Genomic DNA, 25,616 nt, shown 5'->3' on the forward strand with positions numbered 1-25,616 from the left:
ATGCGCCGCCGCGCCAGCTTCCTGCAGCGCATCCACGTCGACGGCCCGCTGCTGGTGCTGCTGCTGACCCTGGCCGCCGGCAGCCTGTTCGTGCTGTATTCGGCCAGCGGCAAGAACTGGGACATGCTGCTCAAGCAGGCGTCCTCGTTCGGCCTGGGCCTAGTGTCGATGTTCGTCATCGCCCAGCTGGAGCCACGCTTCATGGCGCGCTGGGTGCCACTGGCGTACGTCGGCGGGGTGATCCTGCTGGTGGTGGTGGACGTGATGGGCCACAACGCCATGGGCGCCACGCGCTGGATCAACATCCCCGGGGTGATCCGCTTCCAGCCGTCGGAGTTCATGAAGATCATCATGCCGGCGACCATCGCCTGGTACCTGGCCAAGCGCACCCTGCCGCCGCACCTCAAGCACGTGATGATCAGCCTGATCCTGATCGGTGTGCCGTTCATTCTCATCGTGCGCCAGCCCGACCTGGGCACCGCGTTGCTGATTCTGGCCTCGGGCGCGTTCGTGCTGTTCATGGGCGGGCTGCGCTGGCGCTGGATCCTCAGCGTGCTGGCGGCGGCAGTGCCGGTGGCGGTGGCGATGTGGTTCTTCGTCATGCACGACTACCAGAAGCAGCGCGTGCTGACCTTCCTCGACCCGGAAAGCGACCCGTTGGGCACCGGCTGGAACATCATCCAGTCCAAGGCGGCGATCGGCTCGGGTGGGGTATTCGGCAAGGGTTGGCTGCTCGGCACCCAGTCGCACCTGGACTTTCTGCCCGAGAGCCACACCGACTTCATCATCGCCGTGCTCGGCGAGGAATTCGGCCTGGTGGGCATCTGCGCGCTGCTGCTGATCTACCTGCTGCTGATCGGTCGCGGCCTGGTGATCACGGCCCAGGCGCAGACGCTGTACGGCAAGCTGCTGGCCGGCAGCCTGACCATGACCTTCTTCGTATACGTGTTCGTCAATATCGGTATGGTGAGCGGCCTGTTGCCCGTGGTGGGCGTGCCGCTGCCCTTCATCAGCTATGGCGGAACTTCGCTCGTGACGCTGCTGTCAGCGTTTGGGGTTTTGATGTCGATCCACACGCACCGCAAATGGATCGCGCAGGTTTGAATAAGGTGAACAATTCAATGCAAGCAATGCGTGGCTGGGTGGCTCGCTGTGCCCCCTGGGTCGGGCTGTTGGGGCTGCTGGCCCCAGGTCAGCAGGCGAGTGCCGCCGATTATGACGGCTCGCCCCAGGTGGCCGAGTTCGTCGGCGAGATGACCCGCGACTACGGTTTTGCCGGCGAGCAACTGATGGCGGTGTTTCGCGAGGCGCAGCGCAAGCAGTCGATCCTGGATGCGATCTCGCGCCCGGCCGAGCGGGTCAAGCCGTGGAAGGAATACCGGCCGATGTTCATCACCGACGCGCGCATCGCCCGCGGTGTGGACTTCTGGCGCCAGCACGAGGCCACCCTGGCGCGCGCCGAAAAGGAATACGGCGTGCCTGCCCAGGTGATCGTGGCGATCATCGGCGTGGAGACCTTCTTTGGCCGCAACACCGGCAATTACCGGGTGATCGACGCGCTGTCGACCCTGGGCTTCGATTACCCGCCGCGGGCCGAGTTCTTCCGCAAGGAGCTGCGCGAGTTCCTGCTGCTGGCCCGCGAAGAGCAGGTCGACCCGCTGACCCTCAAGGGCTCGTACGCCGGCGCCATGGGCCTGCCGCAGTTCATGCCCAGCAGCTTTCGCGCCTATGCCGTGGACTTCGACGGCGACGGCCACATCAATATCTGGACCAACCCGGACGATGCCATCGGCAGCGTGGCCAGCTACTTCAAGCGCCATGGCTGGGTGGCCGGCGAGGGCGTGGTCAGCCGCGCCCAGGTGCGTGGCGAACGTGTCGACGAGGGCCTGAGCCCGGGTATCGAGGCGGTCAAGACCGTCGCGCAGTTGCGGGCACTGGGCTGGTCGAGTCATGATGCGCTGCGCGATGATCTGCCGGTCACCGCCTTCCGGCTCGAAGGCGACAACGGCCCGGAATACTGGCTGGGCCTGAAGAATTTCTACGCGATCACTCGCTACAACCGCAGCGTGATGTACGCCATGGCGGTACATCAACTCTCGGATCAGCTGGTCCAGGCAAGGGGCGCCAGGTAATGCGCGTACTGTTTACTGACACATCTCTCAAACTGATCGGTTGCGCGGCCCTGGGTCTGTTGCTGGTCAGCTGCTCCTCCAGCCGCCCGACGCCGCAAGGTGGCAGCAACGTGGTTCGCGCCAAGCCGGGCCTGGACATCAACCGGGCCCACAAGGACGGCGCGCCGTGGTGGGACGTGGATGTCTCGAAGATCCCCGACGCCACCCCAACGGTGCACACCGGCAACTACAAGGCCAACCCCTACACGGTGCTGGGCAAGACCTACTTCCCGATCCAGGACTCGCGCAACTACCGCGCCGAGGGCACGGCGTCGTGGTACGGCACCAAGTTCCATGGGCAGAACACCGCCAATGGCGAGGTGTACGACCTGTACGGCATGAGTGCGGCGCACAAGACCCTGCCACTGCCGGCCTACGTCAAGGTGACCAACCTGGACAACCAGCGCAGCGTGATCCTGCGGGTCAACGACCGTGGCCCATTCTATTCGGACCGCATCATCGACCTGTCCTACGCCGCGGCCAAGAAGCTCGGCTACGCCGAAACCGGTACCGCCCGGGTGCGCGTCGAGGGCATCGACCCGCAGCAATGGTGGGCCCAGCGTGGTCAGCAGGCGCCGATGGTGCTCAACCAGCCCCAGGTGGCCCAGACCCAGCCGCTGCCGGCCAGTACCGGCACCGTCGAGCAATGGACCCCGCCGCCGCAGCAGCACGCGGCGGCCGTGGTGCCGGTGCAGGTTGCCAACAACGGCAGCGGGCCGGCGAGCAATGGTCTTTACTTGCAGGTCGGCGCGTTCGCCAACCCGGATGCGGCCGAACTGCTGCGCTCCAAGCTCAGCGGCATGGTCAGCGCGCCGGTGTTCATCAGTTCCATCGTGCGCAACCAGCAGACCCTGCACCGCGTGCGCCTGGGGCCGATCAACAGCCAGGGCGAGGCCCAGCAGATGCAGGACAGCGTGCGCCTGGCCAACCTGGGGCAACCCAAAGTCGTCACGGCAGACTGATCGGGGGGACTGATCGGTTTGTCATGCAGTCGGGCAGAGCAGCCATGTACAATGGCCGTTTTGCTCGCCAGGCCCAGCGCCTGGAATACGTTTTGCCCGCGAGGGCATGAGCCCAATAGCCATTTCGAGAGACGGATGAACATAACCAGCTTTGCCAAACGCCTTTGCCTGCTTGTACCGCTGATGATCGCTCCTGCCGCTTTCGCGGCAGAGCAGATGATGCCGTCGCCGCCGCAACTGGCAGCCAAGTCCTACGTGCTCATGGAAGCCTCCAGCGGCAACATCCTGGTCGAGAACAATGGCGACCAGCGCCTGCCTCCGGCGAGCCTGACCAAGCTGATGACCGCCTACATCGCCACCCTGGACATCCGTCGCGGGCAGATCGGCGAGAACGATCCGGTCACCGTCAGCGAAAACGCCTGGCGTACCGGCGGTTCGCGCATGTTCATCAAGGTCGGCACCCAGGTCAGCGTCAGCGACCTGCTGCACGGCATCATCATCCAGTCGGGCAACGACGCCAGCGTCGCCCTGGCCGAGCACATTGCCGGCAGTGAAGACGCCTTCGCCGACATGATGAACAAGACTGCCACCGACCTGGGCATGAGCAACAGCCACTTCATGAACCCCACCGGCCTGCCGAACCCCGAGCACTACTCCTCGGCGCACGACATGGCGGTGCTGGCACGGGCGATCATCCACGAGGATCCGGCGCACTACGCGATCTACTCGCAGAAGGAATTCTTCTGGAACAACATCAAGCAGCCCAACCGCAACCTGCTGCTGTGGCGCGACAAGACCGTCGACGGCCTGAAGACCGGCCACACCGACGAGGCGGGCTACTGCATGGTGTCCTCGGCAGTACGTGACGGCATGCGCCTGATCGCCGTGGTGTTCGGTACCAACAGCGAGCAATCGCGCGCTGCCGAAACCCAGAAGCTGCTGACCTACGGTTTCCGCTTCTTCGAGACCCAGACCTTCTACCAGAAGGGCACCGAACTGGCCCAGGCGCCGGTGTGGAAGGGCAAGACAGCCCAGGTCAAGGCAGGTCTTGCCGAAGACCTGAGCATGACTTTGCCTAAAGGCCAATTGAAGAAGCTGGCTGCAAGCATGACCATGAACCCGCAGCTGACCGCGCCCATCGCCAAAGGTGACGTGATCGGTAAAGTGGAAGTCAAACTGGATGACAATGTGGTACACAGCGCCGACCTGATCGCGCTGGACGACGTGGAGGAAGGTGGTTTCCTGCGTCGTGCGTGGGATAGCATTCGGCTATTCTTCTACGGGCTGTTCAACTGATATCGTGACCTGCCATGCCCCCGCACACTCACGCGGGGGCATTGTTGTTGCCACGGCTTACGAGGCCGTTACTGCCATGACCGAACCAGACGTCAAGTCGCACAAGATCGAATTCCCCTGCGCCGATTACCCGATCAAGATAATCGGCGACACCGTGGTCCATTTCAGGGACACGGTGATCGAGATTCTCAAGAAATACGCCGAGGTCGACCTCAAGACCCTGGCCGAGCGCCAGAGCAAGGAAGGCAAGTACACCACGGTGCAGCTGCACATCATTGCCATCAGTGAAGACCAGTTGCAGAACATCAACAGTGCCCTGCGCGCGACCGGAATCGTGAAAATGGTGCTCTGATGTCGGCCAGCCTCGGCTTTCGCGACCTCGGCCTGCTGCCTTACACGGCCGTGCTCGAGGCCATGCGTCGGTTCACCGACCAGCGTGGCCCGGGCACGGCCGATGAAGTGTGGCTGGTTGAACACCCGCCAGTGTTCACCCAGGGCCAGGCCGGCAAGGCCGAGCACCTGCTGCTGCCGGGAGATATCCCGGTGGTGCAGACCGACCGCGGTGGCCAGGTGACCTACCATGGGCCGGGTCAGCTGGTGGCCTACCTGTTGCTCGATGTACGCCGCCTGGGCTTTGGCGTGCGTGACCTGGTCAGCCGCATGGAGCGCTGCCTGATCGAGCTGCTGGGCAGTTATGGCGTCGAGGCGGCGGCCAAGCCCGACGCGCCTGGCGTCTACGTCGACGGGGCGAAGATCGCCTCCCTCGGCTTGCGCATTCGCAATGGCTGTTCTTTCCATGGCCTTGCCTTGAACGTGGACATGGACCTTGCGCCATTCCGCCGGATTAACCCCTGCGGGTATGCGGGGCTGGCCATGACCCAGCTGCGCGATCAGGCAGGCCCGATCGAACTCACCGAGGTAAGGGCAAGGCTGCGCGGGCAGCTGGTCAAGCACCTCGACTATGCTGAGCAGACGACCCTTGCGGGCGGAATCGACTGAATATGAATACTGTTGTGCAAGAACCGCAGCAAACCCTTATTCCCACTCAGGACGTCAGCGCACGCCCGGCCCCACGGCCCAAGGTCGAAGCTGGCGTCAAGCTGCGTGGCGCCGAAAAGGTTGCACGTATCCCGGTCAAGATCATCCCGACCGAGGAACTGCCGAAAAAACCTGACTGGATCCGCGTGCGCATCCCGGTGTCGCCGGAAGTCGACCGCATCAAGCAGCTGCTGCGCAAGCACAAGCTGCACAGCGTGTGCGAAGAGGCTTCCTGCCCGAACCTGGGCGAGTGCTTCTCGGGTGGCACCGCCACCTTCATGATCATGGGTGACATCTGCACCCGTCGCTGCCCGTTCTGCGACGTCGGCCACGGCCGGCCCAAAGCGCTGGATGTCGACGAGCCGATGAACCTGGCCGTGGCCATCGCCGACCTGCGCCTGAAGTACGTGGTGATCACCTCGGTGGACCGCGACGACCTGCGTGACGGCGGTGCCCAGCACTTTGCCGACTGCCTGCGCGAGATCCGCAAGCTGTCGCCGGGCGTGCAGCTGGAAACCCTGGTGCCGGATTACCGCGGACGCATGGACGTGGCACTGGCGATCACGGCCCAAGAGCCGCCGGATGTGTTCAACCACAACCTGGAAACCGTGCCGCGCCTTTACAAGGCCGCGCGTCCGGGTTCGGACTACCAGTGGTCGCTGACCCTGCTGCAGAAGTTCAAGGAGCTGGTGCCGCACGTACCGACCAAGTCCGGCCTGATGCTGGGCCTGGGCGAGACCGACGAGGAAGTGATCGAGGTGATGCATCGCATGCGCGAGCACAACATCGACATGCTGACCCTGGGCCAGTACCTGCAGCCATCGCGCAGCCACTTGCCGGTGCAGCGTTTCGTGCACCCGGACACCTTCGCCTGGTTCGCCGAGGAAGGCTACAAGATGGGCTTCAAGAATGTCGCCTCGGGCCCGCTGGTGCGTTCGTCGTACCATGCCGACCAACAGGCGCACGAGGCCAAGATCAAGCTGTGACCGGCGTGTGACTGGCTGAAAAAAGGCCCCCGTACCAGCGATGGTACGGGGGCCTTTTTGTTGATGGCTTCACTGGCTTCTTCGCCGGCAAGGCCGGCTCCTACAGGCTGTGGGAGCCGGCCTTGCCGTCACGCTGTCAGCGCTTGCGCAGGCTTTCCAGCAGCTTGTGCGTCGGGTAGCCATCGGCCGGCCAGCCCTGCGCCTGCTGCGCACTGCGGATGGCCTTGCGCGTGTTGGCGCCGATGATCCCGTCTGCGGTACCCGCGTCATAATTGTTGGCGCTGAGCAGTTGCTGCAGCTCGATCCGCTCGCTGCGGCTCAGCGGCAGGTCATCCTTGGGCCACGACCCGCGAATGAAGCCCGAGTTGTCGAAGCGTTCCGCCAGCAGGCTTACGGCCAGCGCATAGGACGACGAGTTGTTGTATTTGAGGATCGCGCGGAAGTTGTCCAGCACCAGGAATGCCGGGCCACGGGCGCCCGCCGGCAGCAGCAGGGCGGCCGAGAGCTGTTCGGTACCGGCCGGGGCACGGGCACCGGCAGGCAGGGTCACACCCAGTTGCTGCCACTCGGCCACGCTCTTGCGCAGGCTGCCATCGGCCAGCCAGTAGTCGAAGCTGCCTGGCACCTGGACTTCGAAGCCCCAGGGCTCGCCACGTTTCCAGCCGGAGCTTTGCAGGTAGTGCGCGGTGGAGGCCAGCGCATCGGCCGAGCTCTTCCAGATGTCGCGGCGACCGTCGCCGTCGAAGTCCACGGCGTGGGTGTTGTAGGTGGTCGGGATGAACTGGGTCTGGCCCATTGCGCCGGCCCACGAACCCAGCATGGCCTCGGGCTGGATATCGCCGTTCTGCAGGATCTGCAGGGCCGCGATCAGCTGCGCCTGGGCAAATGCCGGGCGGCGTCCTTCATAGGCCAGAGTGGCCAGGGAGCGGATCACCGACTTGCTGCCCTGGAACTGGCCGAAGTTGCTCTCCATGCCCCATACCGACACCAGTACGCTGCGGTCCACGCCATAGCGTTGCTCCAGCTGGCTGAGCAGGATGGCATGCTGGTCGAGCAGCTTCTTGCCGTTGCGAACGCGCAGGGGCGACAGCGCGCCCTCGAGGTATTCCCACACCGGCCGGGTGAATTCGGGTTGGCTGCGGTCGGCCTTGATCACGTCCATGTCGGGGGTGATGCCGATGAACGCGCGGTCGAAGGTGGCCGGGGTGATGCCGGCCTGCAGGGCCTGCTGACGAAAGCCGGCTTGCCATTGGGCAAAGGTCTGCAGGGGCTGGATTTCCGGGCTGGCGTCGGTGTTCGGGGTGGGCAGGGTGACCACCGGGGCAGGTTGCGCGGGAGCCAGGGGCAGGGTGTCGGCGACGGTAGGTTGCTCGGCACAGGCGACGAGCAGGATAAGGCTGGAAGCTGCGGTCAGCTGGCGAAGTTGCCGGCGACGGGAGGGGCATAAGGGCATGCATGGGTCCAGGTATTTCAGGTCAGGTGACGACCATATCATGCCTGTGGGTTTCTTGCTTTCATGCGGCCAAAAAGTGAGAAGCCTCCCAATCTCTCGATTGGAAGGCTTCGCGGCGGTAGCTGCCTTTGCCTTTGCCGGCGGGTTCCTGACGGCTGCGGAACAAGGGCTGGGCGATGATCGATTTGGCCTTGTTGGGCCGGTGCTTTGCGGGCTTTTTGCTCATGGCAGAGGTCCTGCTCAGATGGGTGTGGGCGCAATATAGGCGCTGAACCCCTCGCAGGCAAGGGCAGAGCCGGCATTGCCGGCGATGGGCTGCGCAGCGGCCCCCGGAAGCTTCGCCGGTGCTGACCGTCAGGGGGGTTACTCGGCAGGCAATGCCAGCCGCTGACCCGCCATCAACAGCGACAGCCGCGACAGGCTCACCCAGGGCGAGCCCTGGGCCTGGCCCTTTATCTGCGCATCGATGCGCTGGGCATCCTGCAGCAGCTGCGCCCAGCGTTGCGCCGAGTAACGCTGCAGGGCCTTGCTCATCAACGGCTTGCGCTTGTCCCACACTGGCGGGCGAGCCTGGCTGAACGCCTTGTCCAGCGGCACGCCCTGGGCGAACTGCTGGGCCAGGCCGGCCAGTACACGCAGTTCGCGCGCCAGTGCCCAGAGGATCACCGGTGGCTCGACCCCTTCGCCGCGCAGCCCCTCGAGCATGCGCAGCGCATGCGCGGCCTCGCCGTTGAGGATCGCATCGACCAGGCCAAACACGTCGAAACGTGCACTGTCGGCCACTGCTGCCTGCACGGTTTCCACGGTGATCGTGTTGCCATCGGCCAGCAGTTTGAGCTTTTCGATCTCCTGCGCTGCGGCCAGCAGGTTGCCTTCGACCCGTGCGGCGATCAGCTCCACCGCATCACGCTGGGCCGAGAGCCCGGCCTGGGCCAGGCGCTGGTTGATCCATTGCGGCAGCTGTTGGGTGTCGACCGGCCAGATCTGCACGAACTGCACCTGCTGGCCTTCGATCAGGGCCTTGCCCCACTTGGTCTTCTGCGCGCTGCCATCAAGTTTGGGCAGGCTGACCAGCAGCAGGGTGTCGTCGGCCGGGCGCGCACAGTATTCGATCAGTGCCGCCGCGCCCTTGTCGCCGGGCTTGCCCGATGGCAGGCGCAGCTCCAGCACACGCTTTTGCGCGAACAGCGACAGGCTGGCACCGGCTTGCAGCAGGGTGCCCCAGTCGAAGTTGGCGTCGGCGCTGAACACCTGGCGTTCGTCGAACCCTTGCTGGCGAGCCGCCAGGCGCACCGCATCGGCGGCTTCCTGGCACAGCAACGGGTCGTCGCCACTGATCACGTAGACCGGTGCGAGGTTGCCTTGCAGGTGTTTGGGCAGTTGGGCAGGTGTGAGCTTCATAGGACAGATAGACGGGGCGCCGAAGCGCCCCGTTCAGGCTCAGTTGGCCGGCAGTTCCAGCGGCGATTGCTGGGGGGTTGCATCTTGGGCACGGCGTGCAGCTTCAAGCGCCTGGGCTTCGGCCTTGGCCCGCTCATCGGCCTGCTGTTGCAGGCTATCGAGCTGCTCGGGGGTCAGTTGCTGCAGGCGCAGCACCATGCGCTGTACCAGCTCGCGACGAATCTCGTCACGGATCTGGCCGGCTTCCTGATCGGAACCGGTCAGGTTGTTGCTGTCGTGCACGTAGACCTTCTGCACTTCGATCTTGTCGTTCAGCAGGCTCAGGTTGTCCAGGCCCTTGATTTCGTAGCTAAGCTCGGTGGTCAGCTCGTACTCCACCGAACGGCCGGCGCCGGCATAGCTGGCCGCGCGCTGGTTTTCCTGTTCGTTGGTCAGGATCAGCTTGTACGGCGCACCTGTGTGCACGTTGACGCCGCTGGTTTGCAGTACCTGGCGCAGCTGGGTCACGGTTTCGCCATAGGCATTGCGCGCGCTCAGGTCGATTTCCTTGAGGCTCAGCTCGGTGACACCGGTGCCGCGCAGCTGGAAACCGCAGGCGCTGAGCAGGACCGCCAGGCCCATCACCAGCAGATTGCGTTTGATCATCTTGTTGCTCCCTTGAACCTTGTAGGCGGTGCGGGCGCCATCAAGGCGCCCGTTGCTCTCAGTTGGCGACGATATTGACCAGCTTGCCAGGTACCACGATGACCTTGCGGATGCTCAGGCCTTCGGTGAAACGCAGCACGTTCTCGTTGCTGCGCGCGGCGGCCTCGATTTCTTCACGGCTGGCGCCGGCCGGCATTTCGATGTGCCCGCGCAGCTTGCCGTTGACCTGGATGACCAGTTCGAGGGTGTCCTGCACCAGCGCGCTTTCGTCGACCGCCGGCCAGCCGGCATCGATGATGGCCTGGGTGTGGCCCAGGCGCTGCCACAGCTCGTGGCTGATGTGCGGGGTGATCGGCGCCAGTATCAGGGCCACGGTCTCCAGGCCTTCCTGGATCAGTGCGCGGTCCAGGTCGGTGGCTTGCGAGGCCTTTTCCAGCACGTTCATCAGGGTCATCACCTGGGCGATGGCGGTGTTGAACTTGTTGTGCTGGCCCACGTCGATGCTGGCCTGGCGGATCGCCGAATGGGTGGCACGGCGTACCAGCTTCTGTGCGTCGTTCAGGTTGCCCAGCTCCAGCTTGCCCGGCAGGCCCTGGCCGACGTGGGCCTGGGCCAGGCGCCAGACGCGGCGCAGGAAGCGGTTGGCACCCTCGACGCCGGAGTCGGACCATTCCAGGCTCATGTCGGGCGGCGAAGCGAACATCATGAACAGGCGGCAGGTGTCGGCACCGTAGGCTTCGATCATCGATTGCGGGTCGACGCCGTTGTTCTTGGACTTGGACATCTTCTCGGTGCCACCGATGATCACCGGCAGGCCGTCGGTCTTCAGGCGCGCACTGATGGCCTTGCCCTTGGCATCCAGCTCGACTTCGACGTCGGCCGGGTTGAACCAGTCCTGGCCGCCGTTGCTGGCGACACGGTAGTAGGTGTCGGCCACGACCATGCCCTGGGTCAGCAGGTTCTTGAACGGCTCGTTGGAGGTGACCAGCCCTTCGTCGCGCATCAGCTTGTGGAAGAAGCGTGCATACAGCAGGTGCAGGATCGCGTGCTCGATACCGCCGATGTATTGATCGACCGGCAGCCAGTGGTTGGCCGCTTTGGGGTCGACCAGGCCCTGGTCGTAGTTGGGCGAGGCATAACGGGCGAAGTACCAGGACGACTCGACGAAGGTGTCCATGGTGTCGGTTTCGCGCTTGGCCGGCTGGCCGCATTTCGGGCAGCTGCATTCGTAGAATTCAGGCAGGCGCGCCAGCGGCGAGCCGGCGCCGTCCGGAACCACGTTCTCCGGCAGGATGACCGGCAGTTGGTCTTCCGGCACCGGTACGTCGCCACAGGCGTCGCAATGGATGATCGGGATCGGGCAGCCCCAGTAGCGCTGGCGGCTGATGCCCCAGTCGCGCAGGCGGAACTGGGTGCGCGATTGGCCCAGGCCCTTGGTGATCAGGGCGGCTTCGATGGCATCGAAGGCGCCAGGGAAGTCCAGGCCGTCGAACGCGCCGGAGTTGATCAGCTGGCCGTGCTCGTTGTAGGCGGCCTGCCATTCGCTGCCCACTTGATCGCCGGCACTGGTGCGCACCACGGTCTTGATCGGCAGCTTGTACTTGGTGGCGAACTCGAAGTCGCGTTCGTCGTGGGCCGGTACAGCCATGACTGCGCCGTCGCCGTAGTGCATCAGCACGTAGTTGGCGACCCACACCGGGAGCTTCTCGCCGGTCAGCGGGTGCTCGACCAGCAGCGAAGTGGCCAGGCCCTTCTTCTCCTGGGTGGCGACGTCGGCTTCGGCAACGCTGCCGCTCTTGCACTCGTCGATGAACGCCTGCAGCTCAGGGTTGCCCTTGGCTGCGAGGGTCGCCAGCGGGTGCTCTGCGGCCACTGCCACGTAGGTGGCGCCCATCAGGGTGTCGGGGCGGGTGGTGAAGACTTTCAGCGTGCCCGCTTCGCCGATGCTGGCCTGGTCGTAGGGGAACTGCACTTCCATGCCGCGCGACTTGCCGATCCAGTTGCGCTGCATGGTCTTGACCTGTTCAGGCCAGCCCGGCAGCTCGTCGAGGCTTTCCAGCAGCTCGTCGGCGTAGGCGGTGATCTTGAAGTAGTACATCGGGATTTCGCGCTTTTCGATCAGCGCGCCCGAACGCCAGCCACGGCCGTCGATGACCTGCTCGTTGGCCAGTACGGTCTGGTCGGCCGGGTCCCAGTTCACGGTGCCGTTCTTGCGGTAGATCACGCCCTTTTCGAACAGGCGGGTGAACAGCCACTGCTCCCAGCGGTAGTAGTCCGGCTTGCAGGTGGTGATCTCGCGGGTCCAGTCGATCGCCAGGCCCAGGCTCTTGAGCTGGGTCTTCATGTAATCGATGTTTTCGTAGGTCCACTTTGCCGGTGCCACGTTGTTCTTCATCGCGGCGTTTTCCGCCGGCATGCCGAAGGCGTCCCAGCCCATTGGCTGCAGGACGTTCTTGCCGAGCATGCGCTGGTAGCGCGCGATCACGTCGCCGATGGTGTAGTTGCGCACGTGCCCCATGTGTAGCTTGCCGCTTGGGTAAGGGAACATCGACAGGCAGTAGTAGGTGTCCTTGCCTGGCTGTTCACTGACGTCAAAAGAGTGGTGCTCGTTCCAGTAAGACTGGGCGGCGGCTTCGATTTCGCGGGGCTGATAGAGTTCGTGCATGGCTACTTTGCGCTGAGAAATGGGAGACCTTATCCAGGCTGGTTCAAAACCGTTGTGCCCGGCAATCCGGTGTCAAGAGTGAACGCCGTAGCATACATGACCCCCGTCCATCGTGGGAAACCCTGATTGCACCGGATCGGCCGGCGTTCCGTTGGTCGCGGCAACGGGCTGGTTTTGGGAGTGCCGCTAAGCTGACGTGTGGGGGGAGATGAATCTTATCTTCAATGAGGTGAACGGATGGGAGAGTCGCAGCTGGAACCACTGAAGCCGGAGATTTACGAGCGGTTGCTCGATCGCCTGGGGCTTGCCCTGGATGTCGCCCGTACGGCCGCTCGATTGCGTGATGAAATGCCTGCCGAACTGGAACTGCGTGGCCTGAGCCGCGCCGAATTCGACGTGATCAGGGCCTATCTGGCGTCGTTGCCGGAGGGTGCGCCGGGTCGTGCCGAAGCGATGCAGCAAGCGCAGCCGCCGTCCAGGGCCAAGGTCGTCTGGCTCAAGCAGGCGGCGCGTTCCACCCACACGGCAAAGCCCGGAAAGCTGCACTGCAAATAGATAGGCAGTTGCCGGGCACAATCAGGCGCAGGCGGAGTGCGCCACTGGCACCATGATTCCCATTGATCGGCGCCTGGCGGCATTGTTGCCAGGCGCCGTTTGTCTGTAGCCTTGGGCATCCATGGAGGTGCCTGATGCCATTTCGCTATTTCATCAAACAACTGATCCTGCCGCCCGGCGTGCTGCTGTTGCTGCTGCTGGCAGCGTGGTGGCTGCGCCGGTCCTGGCCGCGTACCTCGCTGTTGTGTTTCATCGCCGGCCTGGGCGGGCTGTGGCTGATGAGCCTGCCGGTGGTGGTGGAGTTCGCGGCGCGCCAGCTGGAGCGTGTGCCGCCGCTTGCGCCGCAGCAGTGGCAGGCGCTGGCCGGCCAGGCCGACGCGATCGTGGTGCTGGGCGCCGGGCGCGAGCGCGGTGATCCGGCCTGGGGTGGGGCCGACCAGCCCACCGGCGTGGCACTGGAGCGCATGCGCTACGCGGCGCAACTGGCCAAGGCCAGCGGCTTGCCGCTGTTGACCAGCGGTGGGCTGCACTACGGTACGCCGCCGAGCGAGGCGCGATTGATGGCCGATTCGTTGCAGCGCGATTTCGACGTGCCGGTACGCTGGCTCGAAGAGCAGAGCCGTACCACCTGGGAGAACGCCCAGATGAGCGCCGCGCTGCTGTTGCCGCAGGGGGTGAAGCGTGTGGTGGTGGTCACCCAGGCCTGGCACATGCCGCGTGCGGTGTGGAGTTTCGAACAGGCGGGGTTCGACGTGGTGGCGGCGCCGGTTGGCTATCTGGGGCATGCCTATGCACGCCCGTTCGGCGGCTGGATGCCCGAGAGCCGCGCCATGTGGCAGAGCGGCCAACTGCTCAACGAAGCAGTCGGCCTGCTGGGTTATCGCCTGTTCTACTAGACCGTCTTGGCAATGCGGCTGGCCAGCAGCGCCCAGCCGAACAGGCCCAGGCACAGGAGGGTCAGCGGCCAGGAGCGCCAGTGCAGGTAGGGCGTGAGCTTCTGCATCGGCACCACTTCACCGTAGAGGATGCCGCGTTCGAACTGCGGAATCTGCGCGGTGATCTTGCCGAACGGGTCGATCAGGCCGGTGACGCCGTTGTTGGTGGCGCGGATCATCCAGCGCCCGGCTTCCAGCGCGCGCATCTGCGCCATCTGCAGGTGCTGGATGGGGCCGATCGACTTGCCGAACCAGGTGTCGTTGCTGATGGTCAGCAGGATGTCGCTCTTGGCGGCAAGGCTGGCGGCCAGTTCCGGGTAGACCACTTCGTAGCAGATCATCGGCGCCAGGTGGTAACCCTTGGCCTGCAGCATGGCCTGGTCTTCGGGGCCGCGGGCGAAGTCCGACATCGGCAGGTCGAAGAAGGCGATCAGGCCGCGCAGCATGTCCTGCAGGGGCACGTACTCGCCAAAGGGCACCAGCTTCTGCTTGAGGTAGGTGCCGTCACCCTCGCCGACCACGGTGATGCCGTTGTAGTAGCGTCGCTGCTGGTGCACCACCTCACGTACCGGCACACCCGTGATCAGCGCCGAATGCCGGTCAGTGGCGAAGCTGCCCATCATGTCCAGGTAGCCCTGGGCCTGCTCCTTGAGCACCGGCACTGCGGTTTCGGGCCACACGATCAGGTCCACGGGCCGGGAACTGAAGCTCATGTCGCGGTACAGCGCCAGTTGCCGGTTGAGCTGCTCGGGGTCCCACTTCAGTTCCTGCTCGATGTTGCCCTGGATTGCCGCGACCTTCAGCGGCTCGCCCGAAGGCACGGTCCAGGCATGGCCCTTGAGCGCCAGGCCGATGATCCACGGGGCGAACAGCAGCAGCGCGCCGATGGCCATGAAGCCCTTGCGCTCGCGCAGGCGATGCAGGTTGCACAGCAGGGCGGCGGTCAGGGCCAGGGTGAAGGACACCAGCCACATGCCGCCCAGCGGGGCCAGACCCGCCAGCGGACCGTCCAGCTGACTGTAGCCGGCATAGAGCCACGGGAAACCGGTGAGAAACCAGCCGCGGAACGCCTCCTGGCCCACCCACAGGGCGGCAAAGCACAGGGCGTCGGCCAGCGGTGCTTCAGGGCGGCGCAGCCAGCGCGCCCACAGCCAGGCCGGCAGGGCGAAAAACCACGCGATGGCGGCGAAGAACAGCAGCATCAGGCCGCCGGCCAGCAGCGCCGAGGCGCCGCCGTAGTCGTGGATACTGACGTAGATCCACCAGGTGCCGGCACCGAACAGGCCGAAGCCGTAGCACCAGCCGCGCCACAGCGCCTGGCGCGGGCTCAGCTCGCGCAGGCCCAGGTAGAACAGCGCCAGCGACAGCAGCGACAGCGACCAGATGTCGAACGGGGCCAGGCTCAGCGGAGTGAGGGCGCCGGCCGCCACGGCCAGCAGGTTACCGGGCCAGCCGGGGCGGGTGATCCAGCGCATGGTTGTCCTTAACGGGTGATGGGGGTCAGGCGCAGCAGGTGAATCCGGCGGCTGTCGGCATTGAGGATGCGAAAGCGGTACGGGCCGATCTCGGTGGTTTCGTTGCGCTTGGGCAGGTGGCCGAAGGCGCTCATGACCAGGCCGCCGACGGTGTCGAACTCGTCGTCGGAGAACTCGCTGTCGAAGAATGCATTGAAGTTCTCGATCGGCGTCAGGGCCTTGATCAGGAAGTCGCCGCTGGGCAGCGGCTTGATGTAGCTGTCTTCCTCGACGTCATGCTCGTCCTCGATGTCGCCGACGATCTGCTCCAGCACGTCCTCGATGGTCACCAGGCCCGCCACGCCGCCGTATTCGTCGATGACGATGGCCATGTGGTTGTGGTTGGCGCGAAACTCGCGCAGCAGCACGTTCAGGCGCTTGGACTCGGGCACGAAGGTGGCCGGGCGCAGCAGGTCCTTGATGTTGAAGCTGTCGCCGTTCTCCTTGAGGATCAGCGGCAACAGGTCCTTGGCCAGCAATACGCCAAGCACGTCGTCGTGGCTCTCGCCGACCACCGGGTAGCGCGAATGCGCGGCGTCGATCACTGCCGGCAGGAACTCGCGCGGGGTCTGCGACGCCTTGATGCTGATCATCTGCGAGCGCGGCACCATGATGTCGCGCACCTGCAGGTCGGCGACCTGGATCGCACCTTCGACGATGGTCAGGGCCTCGCTGTCGAGCAGCTTGTTCTGGTGCGCTTCGCGCAGCAGCTCGAGGAGCTCCTGGCGGTTTTTCGGCTCATGGGCAAAAGCCTGGGTCAGTTTGCCCAGCCAGGACTTTTGCCCGTTGCTCGATCGATCTTCGCTCATGGCGGTTACTCGTGATCCTTGCAGATATCAGTGTGGGGTGCGTCGTGTTCGTCGTCGGCGTACGGGTCGGGGTGACCCAGTTCGGCAAGCAACGTTCGTTCCAGTGCTTCCATTTCCTCGGCCTCATCGTCGTCGATGTGGTCGTAGCCCAGCAGGTGCAGGCAACCGTGGATGACCAGGTGGGCCCAGTGGGCTTCGAGGGCCTTGCCCTGCTCGGCGGCCTCGCGCTCCACCACCGCCACGCAGATCACCAGGTCGCCCAGCAGCGGGATGTCGAGCAGGTCGTCGGGCACATCGGCCGGGAAGGACAGCACGTTGGTGGCGTAGTCCTTGTGCCGCCAGGTGTGGTTCAGCTCGCGGCCTTCGGCTTCGTCGACCAGGCGGATGGTCAGTTCCGAATCGGCACTGCGCTGGCGCAGGGCCAGGGCGCACCATTGGCGGAACTGTTCTTCACTCGGGGCGCTTGCCTGGGTGGCCAGTTGCAGATCGAGCTCAAGCATCGTGCGGTTTGCCTTCGGTCGGGCCCGCCTGTGCATTCTCGAAGCGCTCGTAGGCTTCGACGATGCGCTGGACCAACGGGTGGCGCACGACGTCCTTGGGCTGGAAATGGGTGAAGCTGATGCCCGGCACGTCCTTGAGCACGCTGATGACGTGGGCCAGGCCCGACTTGGTGCCGCGCGGCAGGTCGACCTGGGTGATGTCACCGGTGATCACGGCAGTGGAACCGAAGCCGATACGGGTGAGGAACATCTTCATCTGCTCGACGGTGGTGTTCTGGCTCTCGTCGAGGATGATGAAGCTGTTGTTCAGGGTGCGGCCGCGCATGTAGGCCAGCGGGGCGATCTCGATCACCTGGCGTTCGATCAGTTTGGCCACGTGTTCGAAGCCGAGCATCTCGTACAGGGCGTCGTACAGCGGGCGCAGGTACGGGTCGATCTTCTGGGCCAGGTCGCCGGGCAGGAAGCCGAGCTTCTCGCCGGCCTCGACTGCCGGGCGTACCAGCAGGATGCGACGCACCTGTTCACGCTCCAGCGCGTCGACCGCGCAGGCCACGGCCAGGTAGGTCTTGCCGGTACCGGCAGGGCCGATACCGAAGTTGATGTCGTTGCCGAGGATTTCCTTCACGTAGCGCTGCTGGTTGAGCCCGCGTGGGCGAATCATGCCCTTGCGCGTGCGCAGCGAAACGCTGACTTCGTTGACTGCCGGGTTCTCCAGCGCTTCAACGGCCGATTCCTGCAGGAACAGGTGGACCATTTCCGGGGACAGCTCGGTGGCCTTGGTCTCGCGGTAGAGGCGGCGCAGCAGCTGCTCGGCAGAGGAGGTCAGTTTGGGTTCGCCGATCAGTTCGAACTGATTGCCGCGGTTGCGGATCTCGATGGCCAGGCGCTGTTCGATCAGGCGCAGGTGCTCGTCGAACTGCCCGCACAGGTTGGCGAAGCGATGAGCCTCGAAGGGCTCGAGGATGAAGCGATGAGGTTCTATGGGTGCGTTCAAGGTCGTTTTTAGCCGCCCTACGGCAATTTGGATGAATTCAAGGATAACCCCACCCGCGCTACGGTGAAAGCGCTGAAACGATCAAGGGTCGCCGGGCCACTCGTCGGGCCCGGCGCAGGCCCTTATTGCACCAGCGAACCGAACAGCGAATGTGGCCGTGCATCGTCGATATGGATGTCGACGAACTGGCCGATCAGCGTGGGATTGTCGCAGCGGAAGTTGACGATACGGTTATTCTCCGTGCGCCCCTGCAACTGCCCCGGGTCGCGTCGCGAATAGTCGGTTACCAGGATGCGCTGCAGGGTGCCGACCATCTGTCGGCTGATCTCGAAGCCCTGGTGGTCCAGGCGGTGCTGCAGTGCGGCCAGACGTTCCTTCTTCAGCGCCTCGGGGGTGTCGTCCGGCAGGTCGGAGGCCGGGGTGCCCGGACGCGGGCTGTAGATGAACGAGTAGGAGAAGTCGAAGCCGACCTCGGCCACCAGCTTCATGGTGTTCTCGAAGTCTTTCTCGGTTTCGCCGGGGAAGCCGATGATGAAGTCGGAACTGATGCAGATGCCCGGTACCGCCGCCTTGAGCTTGCGCAGCTTGGACTTGTACTCCAGCACCGTGTGCCCGCGCTTCATCGCCGCCAGCACGCGGTCCGAGCCCGACTGCACCGGCAGGTGCAGGTGCTTGACCAGCTCCGGCACCTCGGCGTGCGCCTGGATCAGGCTGTCGGAGAACTCCAGCGGGTGCGAGGTGGTGTAGCGGATGCGGTCGATGCCGTCGACGGCCGCCACCACCCGGATCAGCTCGGCGAGATCGGCCACGCGACCGTCGTGGGTCTGGCCCCGGTAGCCGTTGACGTTCTGGCCCAGCAGGGTGACTTCGCGCACGCCGTTCTCGGCCAAGTGGATGATCTCGGCCAGCACGTCGTCGAACGGGCGGCTGACCTCTTCGCCGCGGGTATAGGGCACCACGCAGAAGGTGCAGTACTTGCTGCAGCCTTCCATCACCGACACGTAGGCGGTGGGGCCGTCGATACGCGGTTCGGGCAGGTGGTCGAACTTCTCGATCTCGGGGAACGACACGTCGACTTGCGGCAGGCGCGTGGTGCGCGCCGCGTCGATCATCTCGGGCAGGCGGTGCAGGGTCTGCGGGCCGAACACCACGTCGACATAGGGCGCGCGCTTGCGGATCGAATCACCTTCCTGGCTGGCCACGCAACCGCCCACGGCGATCACCATGTCGGGCTTGGCGTCCTTGAGCTCGCGCCAGCGGCCGAGCTGGGAGTAGACGCGGTCCTGGGCCCGTTCGCGGATCGAGCAGGTGTTGAGCAGGATGACGTCGGCGTCTTCGGCCCGCTCGGTCACCTCCAGCGCTTGATGTTCACCCAGCAGGTCGACCATGCGCGAGCTGTCATACTCGTTCATCTGGCAGCCATGGGTTTCGATATAGAGCTTCTTGGCCATGCGTGATCATCAGGTGATTCAAAGAACCGCGCATTATAGGGCGCGTGGTCGAGGGTTCCTAGCGCTGTCGTTCGGGCGGCTATGTTATAGTTTGCGGCTTATTTCCCCCTGTGACTGTTCCAGCCCCCAATGACCAAACGCGAAGCTCCCATCTACAAAGTCATCTTTCTCAACCAGGGCCAGGTGTTCGAGATGTACGCCAAACAGATCTACCAGAGTGACCTGTGGGGTTTTCTGGAGATCGAGGAATTCGTGTTCGGCGAGCGCACTCAGGTCGTGGTCGACCCGAGCGAGGAGAAGCTCAAGGCTCAGTTCGAGGGTGTGGTGCGCAGCTTCGTGCCCATGCATTCGATCGTGCGCATCGACGAGGTCGAGCGCCTGGGCACGCCGAAGGTCAGTGAAGCCCGTGGCGTCAGCAACGTGATGCCGTTCCCGATGCCGATGCCCGAGAAGTAACGGCTGCGTTACGGAAGGGGTGCGAAGGGGGTGCGACCGTCGACGGTCTGCAGCTCCAGCAGGTACTTGCGAAAGATCTGGCCGAGTACCTGGGTGGCCATTTCCAGTTCGTCGCGCTGCATTTTTGCCGACACTTCGTCGGCCATGTCCAGCGCGTCTTCAGCGCCGTTCACCGCGGCCATCTTCAGCACGATATAGGCCTGCACGTTGTTGGCAGCGACGCCTTCGCCGCGAAAGAACATGCTGCCCAGGCGATATTGCGCTTCGGCGTGGCCTTGCAGCGAGGCCTGCTCGAAATAGTTGAGTGCCTTGTTCAGGTCTTGCGGGGCGTTCTTGCCGTCGTAATAGAACTCGCCCAGCTCGTACTGCGCCTGTGCGTCGCCGGACTGCGCGGCCTGCTGGCAGCTGGCCAGGGCCTGTTGCAGTTCGTCGGCAGGCGTATTGAGGGTGCAGCGGCCTGCTGCCGGGATCAGCAACGAGTTACCGCCTGCGGTGGCCAGCAGGGGCTGAAGTAGCAACAGGCAGCCCAGTGCGAGGGCGCGGCCGGCGCGGTTCATGGTGATCGACTTACCTCTGCAAAGCTGCGGCCAATGTGTCTGGTGGCACATTATGGGATAAGCAGCGCCCACCTTACAAAGTCTTTACTCGATTTTCTGCCGAGGGAGGAAGGCGGGGAGGCTTGCGGTGGCTGTTCTGGCGTCTTTGCCGGCCAGGCCGGCCCCTGCAGATTGCATGAGATTGCATGCAACCTGCAGGGGGCGGCCTGGCCGGCTAAGCGGTTTCACAGCTTGGCGAAGGCCCGCTCGGCGGCATCCAGGGTGATTTTCAGCTCGGTCTCGCCGTGGGCGATGGAGGTGAAGCCGGCTTCGAATGCGCTCGGCGCCAGGTACACGCCGCCTTCGAGCATCAGGTGGAAGAAGCGCTTGAAGCGCTCGGCATCGCTGGCCATCACGTCGTCGAAGGTGACGATGTCGTCGGCGCCGCTGAAGTACAGGCCGAACATGCCACCGGCCTGGGTGGTGACGAACGGCACGCTGGCCGCATCGGCGCGCTGCTGCAGGCCATCGAGCAGGCGGCTGGTGAAGGCGCTCAGCTCGTCATGGAAGCCCGGACGGCTGATCAGCTTGAGGGTGGTCAGGCCCGCGGCCATGGCCAGCGGGTTGCCCGACAGGGTGCCGGCCTGGTACACCGGGCCCAGCGGCGCGATCTGCTCCATGATGTGGCGCTTGCCGCCGAAGCAGCCCACCGGCATGCCGCCACCGACGATCTTGCCGAAGGTCGACAGGTCCGGGGTTACCCCGTAGTGCGCCTGGGCGCCGCCCAGGGCCACGCGGAAACCGGTCATCACTTCGTCGAAGATCAGCACCACGCCGTGCTGGTCGCACAGGCTGCGCAGGCCTTCGAGGAAGCCCGGTGCCGGTGGCACGCAGTTCATGTTGCCGGCCACCGGCTCGACGATGATGCACGCCACGTCCTGGCCGACTTCACCGAGCATCTTCGCTACCGCGTCGATATCGTTGAACGGCAGGGTCAGGGTGTGCTTGGCGAACGCCGCCGGCACGCCGGCCGAGCTTGGCACGCCCTGGGTCAGCAGGCCAGAGCCGGCCTTGACCAGCAGGCTGTCGGAGTGGCCGTGGTAGCAGCCTTCGAACTTGATGATGCTGTCGCGACCGGTGAAGCCACGGGCCAGGCGGATCGCGCTCATGGTCGCTTCGGTGCCGGAGCTGACCATGCGCACCATTTCCATCGATGGCACGATCGAGCAGACCAGGTCGGCCATCTCGGTTTCCATCGCGGTCGGGGCGCCATAGGACAGGCCGTGGGCCAGTTGCTTGCGCACCGACTCCAGCACGTCCGGGTGGCTGTGGCCGAGGATCATCGGGCCCCATGAGCCGACGTAGTCGACATAGCGCTTGTCGTCTTCGTCAGTGACATAGGCGCCTTCGGCGTGCTTGAAGAACAGCGGCGTGCCGCCCACGCTCTTGAACGCACGCACGGGCGAGTTCACGCCACCGGGGATGTGCTTCTGGGCATTGGCAAACAGGGTTTCGGAACGAGACATGTCGGGCTCTCTCAGGCAGATGCGAACAGGGCGTTGAAGGCGCGGGCGCGGCGAGTGACCTCGGCCGTGCTGTCGGCGCCGAACAGGCCGTGAATCACCGCCAGCAGGTCGGCGCCATGGGCGACCAGCGGTGCGGCGTTGTCCAGGGTGATGCCGCCGATCACGGCAATCGGCAATTTGATGCGGCCACGGGCGTCCTCCAGCAGCTGCACGTTGCAGGCCGGGGCGCCGGGTTTGGTGACCGAGTTGAAGAAGCGGCCGAAGGCGACATAGTCGGCGCCTTCGCGGGCCGCCTGCTCGGCCAGGTCGAGCTGGGCGTGACAGGTGGCGCCGATGATCGCGCTGCGTCCCAGCAGGGTGCGCGCCGGGGTCAGCGGGCCGTCGGTCTGGCCCAGGTGCACGCCGACGTCCAGGCGCGCGGCCAGCTCGGCGTCGTCATTGATGATCAGGCGGGTGTTGTAGCGCTCGCAAAGGGCCTTGAGCGCTTCGGCCTCGCCCAGGCGACGTGCGTGGTCCTGGCTCTTGTCGCGGTATTGCAGCAGGGTCACGCCACCTTCGAGGGCCGCTTCGACGTAGGCAAGAAAGCGGCCAGCCAACAGTTGGCTGTCGGTGATGGCATACAAACCACGTAACTTCATCGTGCAGGCCTCGGGGCGGTCGGTCAGGAACAGAAATCCAGGGGCAGGCGGCGTGGCACGTACTGGCCCTGGCCGAGTTTTTCGGCGTCACGCAGGGTGCGCCAGGTGTAGTCCAGCGCCGAGCGTACCGCGCTGTGCAACTGCTCGCCCAGGGCCAGGCGTCCGGCCAGGGCGCTGGCCAGGGTGCAGCCCGAGCCATGGTAGTCGCCCGGCAGGCGCTGGCAGGTCCAGGTGTGGTGCTCGCCGTCGCGGCTGTACAGGCGGTTGTGAATTTCGTGTTCGTCGCCGTGGCCGCCGGTGATCAGCAGGTGCTTGACGAATGGCAGCAGTTTTTCGGCGCATTCATCGGCACTGCCTTCGGGCAGTTCGGCCAGGATGCGGGCCTCGGGCAGGTTGGGCGTGGCAATGGTGGCCAGCGGCAGCAGGCGTTCGCGCATGGCGTAGCCGACCTCGTCCTTGCCCAGGCGACCACCGCCACCGGCGCGCAGCACCGGGTCGCACACCAGCGGCAGGTGCGGGTGGGCGCTGAGCAGTTCGACGATGGTGTCGACCATGGCCAGCGAGCCAAGCATGCCAAGCTTCACCGCTGCGACGGTCGAGTCGGTCAGCACGGCATTGGCCTGGGCCAGCACCCACTCGCGGTCGAGCACGCGGAAGTCACTGACATTGACGGTATTCTGCACGGTCAGGGCGGTGACGGCCGGGGCGGCGTGACAACCTTGAGCGATCAGGGCTTCGATATCTGCCTGCAAGCCGGCGCCGCCACTGGGGTCGTGGCCGGAGAGACAGAGGACAACGGGGCGGGAGCTGTAGGTATTCATGGTGCGCGAGCTTACCACCAAACGCTTTTGGCGGGTCTTCCAGGCAGGCGGTGTTTTTGATCGACAGGTCAGATTGCTTCTCTGATATAGGCTGAAAGCCGCGAGATAGAGCCTCTGAATTGAATTGAAACAACACCGCTGGAAGCGCCGGGAACCTATGCTAGAGTGCTCGCCAATCGATAACAGGTACTGTCGGATTTCGTCGCCTCAAACGGACAGGAGGCCAACGCGACGCGACTGCACATGCCACGCCGGGGCTGTATGCGTAATTTGCTGACTTTCTTGCTGTGCTGTTTGCCACTGTTGGCCAGCGCTGCCGATTTCGACGACACCACCCGGCAGTTGACGCTGGGCCGCCTGATGCAGGTGTATGAAGACCCCGATGGCAGCGCCAGCATCGCCCAGGTGAGCTCGCCGGACTTCGCCAGCCGGTTCGAGCCGCACCAGGCCGACGTGCTCAACGCCGGCTATTCGACCTCGGTCTTCTGGATCAGGCTCGACCTGCGCTACACCGCCACGGCCCAGGCCGCGCCACGTCACTGGCTGCTGGAGCTGGCCTACCCGCCACTCGATTACCTGGAGCTCTACCTGCCCGATGCCGCCGGGCACTACTACCTGGCGCAGCGCACCGGGGATGCCTTGCCCTACGCCAGCCGCCAGATCCGCCAGAACAACTACCTGTTCAATCTGCCGTTCGCCCCCGGCCAGGCGACCACTTTGTACCTGCGCCTGCACAGCGAGGGTTCGGTACAGGCGCCGCTGACGTTGTGGTCGAGCGATGCGTACCTGGAGGCGCAGCCCACGCGGCTGTATGTGCTGGGGCTGATCTACGGCGTGCTGCTGGGGATGCTGGTGTACAACCTGTTCATCTTCATCAGTGTGCGCGACAGGAGCTACCTCTACTACATCCTTTACATCGCCTCGTTCGGCCTGTACCAGGTCTCGGTCAATGGCGCCGGGGTGGCGTACTTCTGGCCGGACCACCCGTGGTGGGCCAACGCCGCCACCCCGTTGTTCATCGGCGCCGCGGGCCTGTTCGGTTGCCAGTTCGCGCGCAGTTTCCTGCAGATGGCCAGCCACAGCCGCGCCTTCGACCGCTTCCTGCAGGGGCTGATGGCCTGTTCGGTGCTGGTGATGGTGATGTCGCTGGCGCAGGACTACGGGATCGCCCTGCGCCTGGCTACCGCGCTGGCGCTGCTGTTCACGGTGAGCATCTTCGCCGCCGGGCTGTTTGCCTGGTGGCGCGGCATGCGCGTGGCACGCTACTTCATCATCGCCTGGTCGGCCTTTTTGCTCGGCGGGCTGGTCAACACCCTGATGGTGCTGGGCTACCTGCCCAATGTGTTCCTGACCATGTACGCCAGCCAGATCGGTTCGGCGCTGGAGGTGGGGCTGTTGTCGCTGGCCCTGGCCGACCGCATCAACAGCATGCGCGAAGAACAGGCGCGCACGCTGCGCGAGGCCGGGCTGACACTGGAGCAGGCCAACCTGCAGCTGGCGCGCAGCAATCGCCTCAAGGACGAGTTCCTGGCCACCGTCACCCATGAGCTGCGCACCCCCATGAACGGTGTGATCGGCTCGCTGGAACTGATGCAGATGGCCACCAGCGAGCAGGAGCGTACCCCCTACCAGCACACCGCCAACGCTGCCGCGCAGAACATGATGCGCATGGTCGACGACATCCTGATTCTCACCGAGCTCAAGGCCGGACGCCTGCAGGTGCAGACCGAGCTGTTCAGCGTGCATGGGTTGCTTCACGAACTGCGTGTGCGCTTTCTGCCCAAGGCCCAGGAAAAGGGCCTGTTCTTCAACCTGGACCCGGGCATGGATCTGCCGGATGTGATCCACGGCGACCGGCGCAAGCTGGCCATGTGCCTGAGCTACCTGCTCGACAACGGGCTCAAGTTCACCCATCGCGGCGGCGTGCTGCTCAAGGTGCGGGCCACGCCCATGGGCGTCGATCAGACGAGCCTGACCTTCAGTGTGCGCGACAGCGGTATCGGCTTTCACTGCCTGGACGAGGCAGCGCCCTACCAGCGTTTCTTCCAGGTTGATGGGTCGATGACCCGCGAGTACGGCGGCCTGGGCATTGGCCTGTCGATCTGTCGCAAGCTGGCGCTGTTGATCGACGCACAGCTGAGCCATCAGTCGAGCCCGGGCGAGGGCAGTTGCTTCGAACTGACCTTGACGGCCCGGGTGCCCAGCGGGTTTTCCGGGGCGCCCAGATCGGGGCAAATCGCGGCTGATTAGGCGTTTTTGTCACT

Annotated in this window: 25 protein-coding genes; 11 read left to right on the forward strand and 14 right to left on the reverse strand. The window is 64.7% G+C overall.

Annotated features, from left to right (window positions below; genetic code table 11):
* From rodA to lipA, 7 genes are all read left to right on the forward strand, one after another.
* Entirely contained in the window at positions 1-1,104 is a 1,104-nt protein-coding gene (gene rodA / locus FW760_RS17725; protein ID WP_043863944.1) for a rod shape-determining protein RodA, read from the forward strand.
* 17 nt (positions 1,105-1,121) lie between these two features.
* The gene (mltB, locus tag FW760_RS17730) at positions 1,122-2,132 is read left to right on the forward strand and encodes a lytic murein transglycosylase B (RefSeq protein WP_043863903.1); all 1,011 of its coding nucleotides are present in this window, start codon (positions 1,122-1,124) and stop codon (positions 2,130-2,132) included.
* Positions 2,132-3,133, forward strand: a complete 1,002-nt coding sequence (locus FW760_RS17735) for a septal ring lytic transglycosylase RlpA family protein (protein WP_043863902.1) — start codon at positions 2,132-2,134, stop codon at positions 3,131-3,133. Before mltB ends, FW760_RS17735 begins: the two co-directional genes overlap by 1 nt.
* A gap of 135 nt (positions 3,134-3,268) precedes the next feature.
* A complete protein-coding gene (locus FW760_RS17740; RefSeq protein ID WP_043863901.1) occupies positions 3,269-4,429 on the forward strand; it encodes a D-alanyl-D-alanine carboxypeptidase family protein in 1,161 nt (386 codons plus the stop codon).
* A gap of 76 nt (positions 4,430-4,505) precedes the next feature.
* Entirely contained in the window at positions 4,506-4,781 is a 276-nt protein-coding gene (locus tag FW760_RS17745; protein ID WP_116052303.1) for a DUF493 domain-containing protein, read from the forward strand.
* Complete coding sequence (lipB, locus tag FW760_RS17750; protein ID WP_043863899.1) at positions 4,781-5,428, forward strand: lipoyl(octanoyl) transferase LipB; 648 nt, start codon at positions 4,781-4,783, stop codon at positions 5,426-5,428. The genes FW760_RS17745 and lipB overlap by 1 nt, the downstream gene beginning before the upstream one ends.
* 2 nt (positions 5,429-5,430) lie before the next feature.
* Positions 5,431-6,453 carry a lipoyl synthase gene (lipA, locus tag FW760_RS17755; protein ID WP_043863898.1) on the forward strand — a complete coding sequence of 341 codons (1,023 nt, stop codon included), beginning with the start codon at positions 5,431-5,433 and terminating at the stop codon, positions 6,451-6,453.
* 136 nt (positions 6,454-6,589) lie between these two features.
* On the opposite strand, the gene FW760_RS17760 is transcribed toward lipA, so the two are convergent.
* The 5 genes from FW760_RS17760 to leuS form a co-directional block, all read right to left on the reverse strand.
* On the reverse strand, positions 6,590-7,906 hold the full coding sequence (locus FW760_RS17760; protein WP_123753492.1) for a lytic murein transglycosylase: 1,317 nt from the start codon (positions 7,904-7,906) through the stop codon (positions 6,590-6,592).
* Positions 7,907-7,967: 61 nt separating this feature from the next.
* A complete protein-coding gene (arfA, locus tag FW760_RS17765) occupies positions 7,968-8,132 on the reverse strand; it encodes an alternative ribosome rescue factor ArfA (protein WP_054916343.1) in 165 nt (54 codons plus the stop codon).
* Positions 8,133-8,269: 137 nt separating this feature from the next.
* Complete coding sequence (gene holA, locus FW760_RS17770; RefSeq protein ID WP_058540594.1) at positions 8,270-9,307, reverse strand: DNA polymerase III subunit delta; 1,038 nt, start codon at positions 9,305-9,307, stop codon at positions 8,270-8,272.
* Between the two features lie 39 nt (positions 9,308-9,346).
* Entirely contained in the window at positions 9,347-9,952 is a 606-nt protein-coding gene (locus FW760_RS17775; protein ID WP_054916345.1) for an LPS-assembly lipoprotein LptE, read from the reverse strand.
* A gap of 58 nt (positions 9,953-10,010) precedes the next feature.
* Positions 10,011-12,617 (reverse strand): leucine--tRNA ligase, encoded by a 2,607-nt coding sequence (leuS, locus tag FW760_RS17780; protein ID WP_054916346.1) that lies wholly within the window; start codon positions 12,615-12,617, stop codon positions 10,011-10,013.
* 237 nt (positions 12,618-12,854) lie between these two features.
* Here leuS and FW760_RS17785 point away from each other — a divergent pair, with 237 nt between their 5' ends.
* Together FW760_RS17785 and FW760_RS17790 are read left to right on the forward strand one after the other, a co-directional pair.
* Positions 12,855-13,172 carry a hypothetical protein gene (locus tag FW760_RS17785; protein ID WP_043863893.1) on the forward strand — a complete coding sequence of 106 codons (318 nt, stop codon included), beginning with the start codon at positions 12,855-12,857 and terminating at the stop codon, positions 13,170-13,172.
* Between the two features lie 134 nt (positions 13,173-13,306).
* Positions 13,307-14,068: a YdcF family protein gene (locus FW760_RS17790; RefSeq protein WP_058540592.1), complete on the forward strand. Its 762-nt coding sequence runs from the start codon at positions 13,307-13,309 to the stop codon at positions 14,066-14,068.
* Here the strand turns inward: FW760_RS17790 and lnt are convergent.
* The 5 genes from lnt to miaB form a co-directional block, all read right to left on the reverse strand.
* Positions 14,065-15,582, reverse strand: coding sequence for an apolipoprotein N-acyltransferase (lnt, locus tag FW760_RS17795; RefSeq protein ID WP_043863891.1), 1,518 nt, complete (start codon positions 15,580-15,582; stop codon positions 14,065-14,067). The genes FW760_RS17790 and lnt overlap by 4 nt on opposite strands.
* 8 nt (positions 15,583-15,590) lie before the next feature.
* Positions 15,591-16,430, reverse strand: a complete 840-nt coding sequence (locus FW760_RS17800) for an HlyC/CorC family transporter (RefSeq protein ID WP_043863890.1) — start codon at positions 16,428-16,430, stop codon at positions 15,591-15,593.
* A 5-nt stretch (positions 16,431-16,435) separates the two neighbouring features.
* Positions 16,436-16,930, reverse strand: coding sequence for an rRNA maturation RNase YbeY (gene ybeY / locus FW760_RS17805; RefSeq protein ID WP_043863889.1), 495 nt, complete (start codon positions 16,928-16,930; stop codon positions 16,436-16,438).
* Positions 16,923-17,924 carry a PhoH family protein gene (locus tag FW760_RS17810; protein ID WP_043863888.1) on the reverse strand — a complete coding sequence of 334 codons (1,002 nt, stop codon included), beginning with the start codon at positions 17,922-17,924 and terminating at the stop codon, positions 16,923-16,925. Before FW760_RS17810 ends, ybeY begins: the two co-directional genes overlap by 8 nt.
* Before the next feature lie 122 nt (positions 17,925-18,046).
* Positions 18,047-19,375 (reverse strand): tRNA (N6-isopentenyl adenosine(37)-C2)-methylthiotransferase MiaB, encoded by a 1,329-nt coding sequence (gene miaB, locus FW760_RS17815; RefSeq protein WP_043863887.1) that lies wholly within the window; start codon positions 19,373-19,375, stop codon positions 18,047-18,049.
* A 129-nt stretch (positions 19,376-19,504) separates the two neighbouring features.
* Here miaB and FW760_RS17820 point away from each other — a divergent pair, with 129 nt between their 5' ends.
* The gene (locus FW760_RS17820) at positions 19,505-19,831 is read left to right on the forward strand and encodes a DUF1820 family protein (protein WP_043863886.1); all 327 of its coding nucleotides are present in this window, start codon (positions 19,505-19,507) and stop codon (positions 19,829-19,831) included.
* A gap of 8 nt (positions 19,832-19,839) precedes the next feature.
* Here the strand turns inward: FW760_RS17820 and FW760_RS17825 are convergent, their stop codons facing one another.
* The 4 genes from FW760_RS17825 to FW760_RS17840 all read right to left on the reverse strand — a co-directional run bounded on the left by FW760_RS17825 (position 19,840) and on the right by FW760_RS17840 (position 23,352).
* Positions 19,840-20,388, reverse strand: coding sequence for a tetratricopeptide repeat protein (locus tag FW760_RS17825; protein ID WP_043863885.1), 549 nt, complete (start codon positions 20,386-20,388; stop codon positions 19,840-19,842).
* A gap of 224 nt (positions 20,389-20,612) precedes the next feature.
* Complete coding sequence (hemL, locus tag FW760_RS17830) at positions 20,613-21,893, reverse strand: glutamate-1-semialdehyde 2,1-aminomutase (RefSeq protein WP_054916347.1); 1,281 nt, start codon at positions 21,891-21,893, stop codon at positions 20,613-20,615.
* Positions 21,894-21,904: 11 nt separating this feature from the next.
* A complete protein-coding gene (thiE, locus tag FW760_RS17835) occupies positions 21,905-22,531 on the reverse strand; it encodes a thiamine phosphate synthase (RefSeq protein ID WP_043863883.1) in 627 nt (208 codons plus the stop codon).
* A gap of 23 nt (positions 22,532-22,554) precedes the next feature.
* Positions 22,555-23,352, reverse strand: coding sequence for a hydroxymethylpyrimidine/phosphomethylpyrimidine kinase (locus tag FW760_RS17840; protein ID WP_054916370.1), 798 nt, complete (start codon positions 23,350-23,352; stop codon positions 22,555-22,557).
* 261 nt (positions 23,353-23,613) lie between these two features.
* Between FW760_RS17840 and FW760_RS17845 the strand changes: the two genes are divergently transcribed.
* Complete coding sequence (locus tag FW760_RS17845) at positions 23,614-25,602, forward strand: 7TM diverse intracellular signaling domain-containing protein (RefSeq protein ID WP_446443904.1); 1,989 nt, start codon at positions 23,614-23,616, stop codon at positions 25,600-25,602.
* The last annotated feature ends 14 nt before the right edge of the window (positions 25,603-25,616 follow it).

Source organism: Pseudomonas sp. 1176_21 (assembly GCF_052850635.1).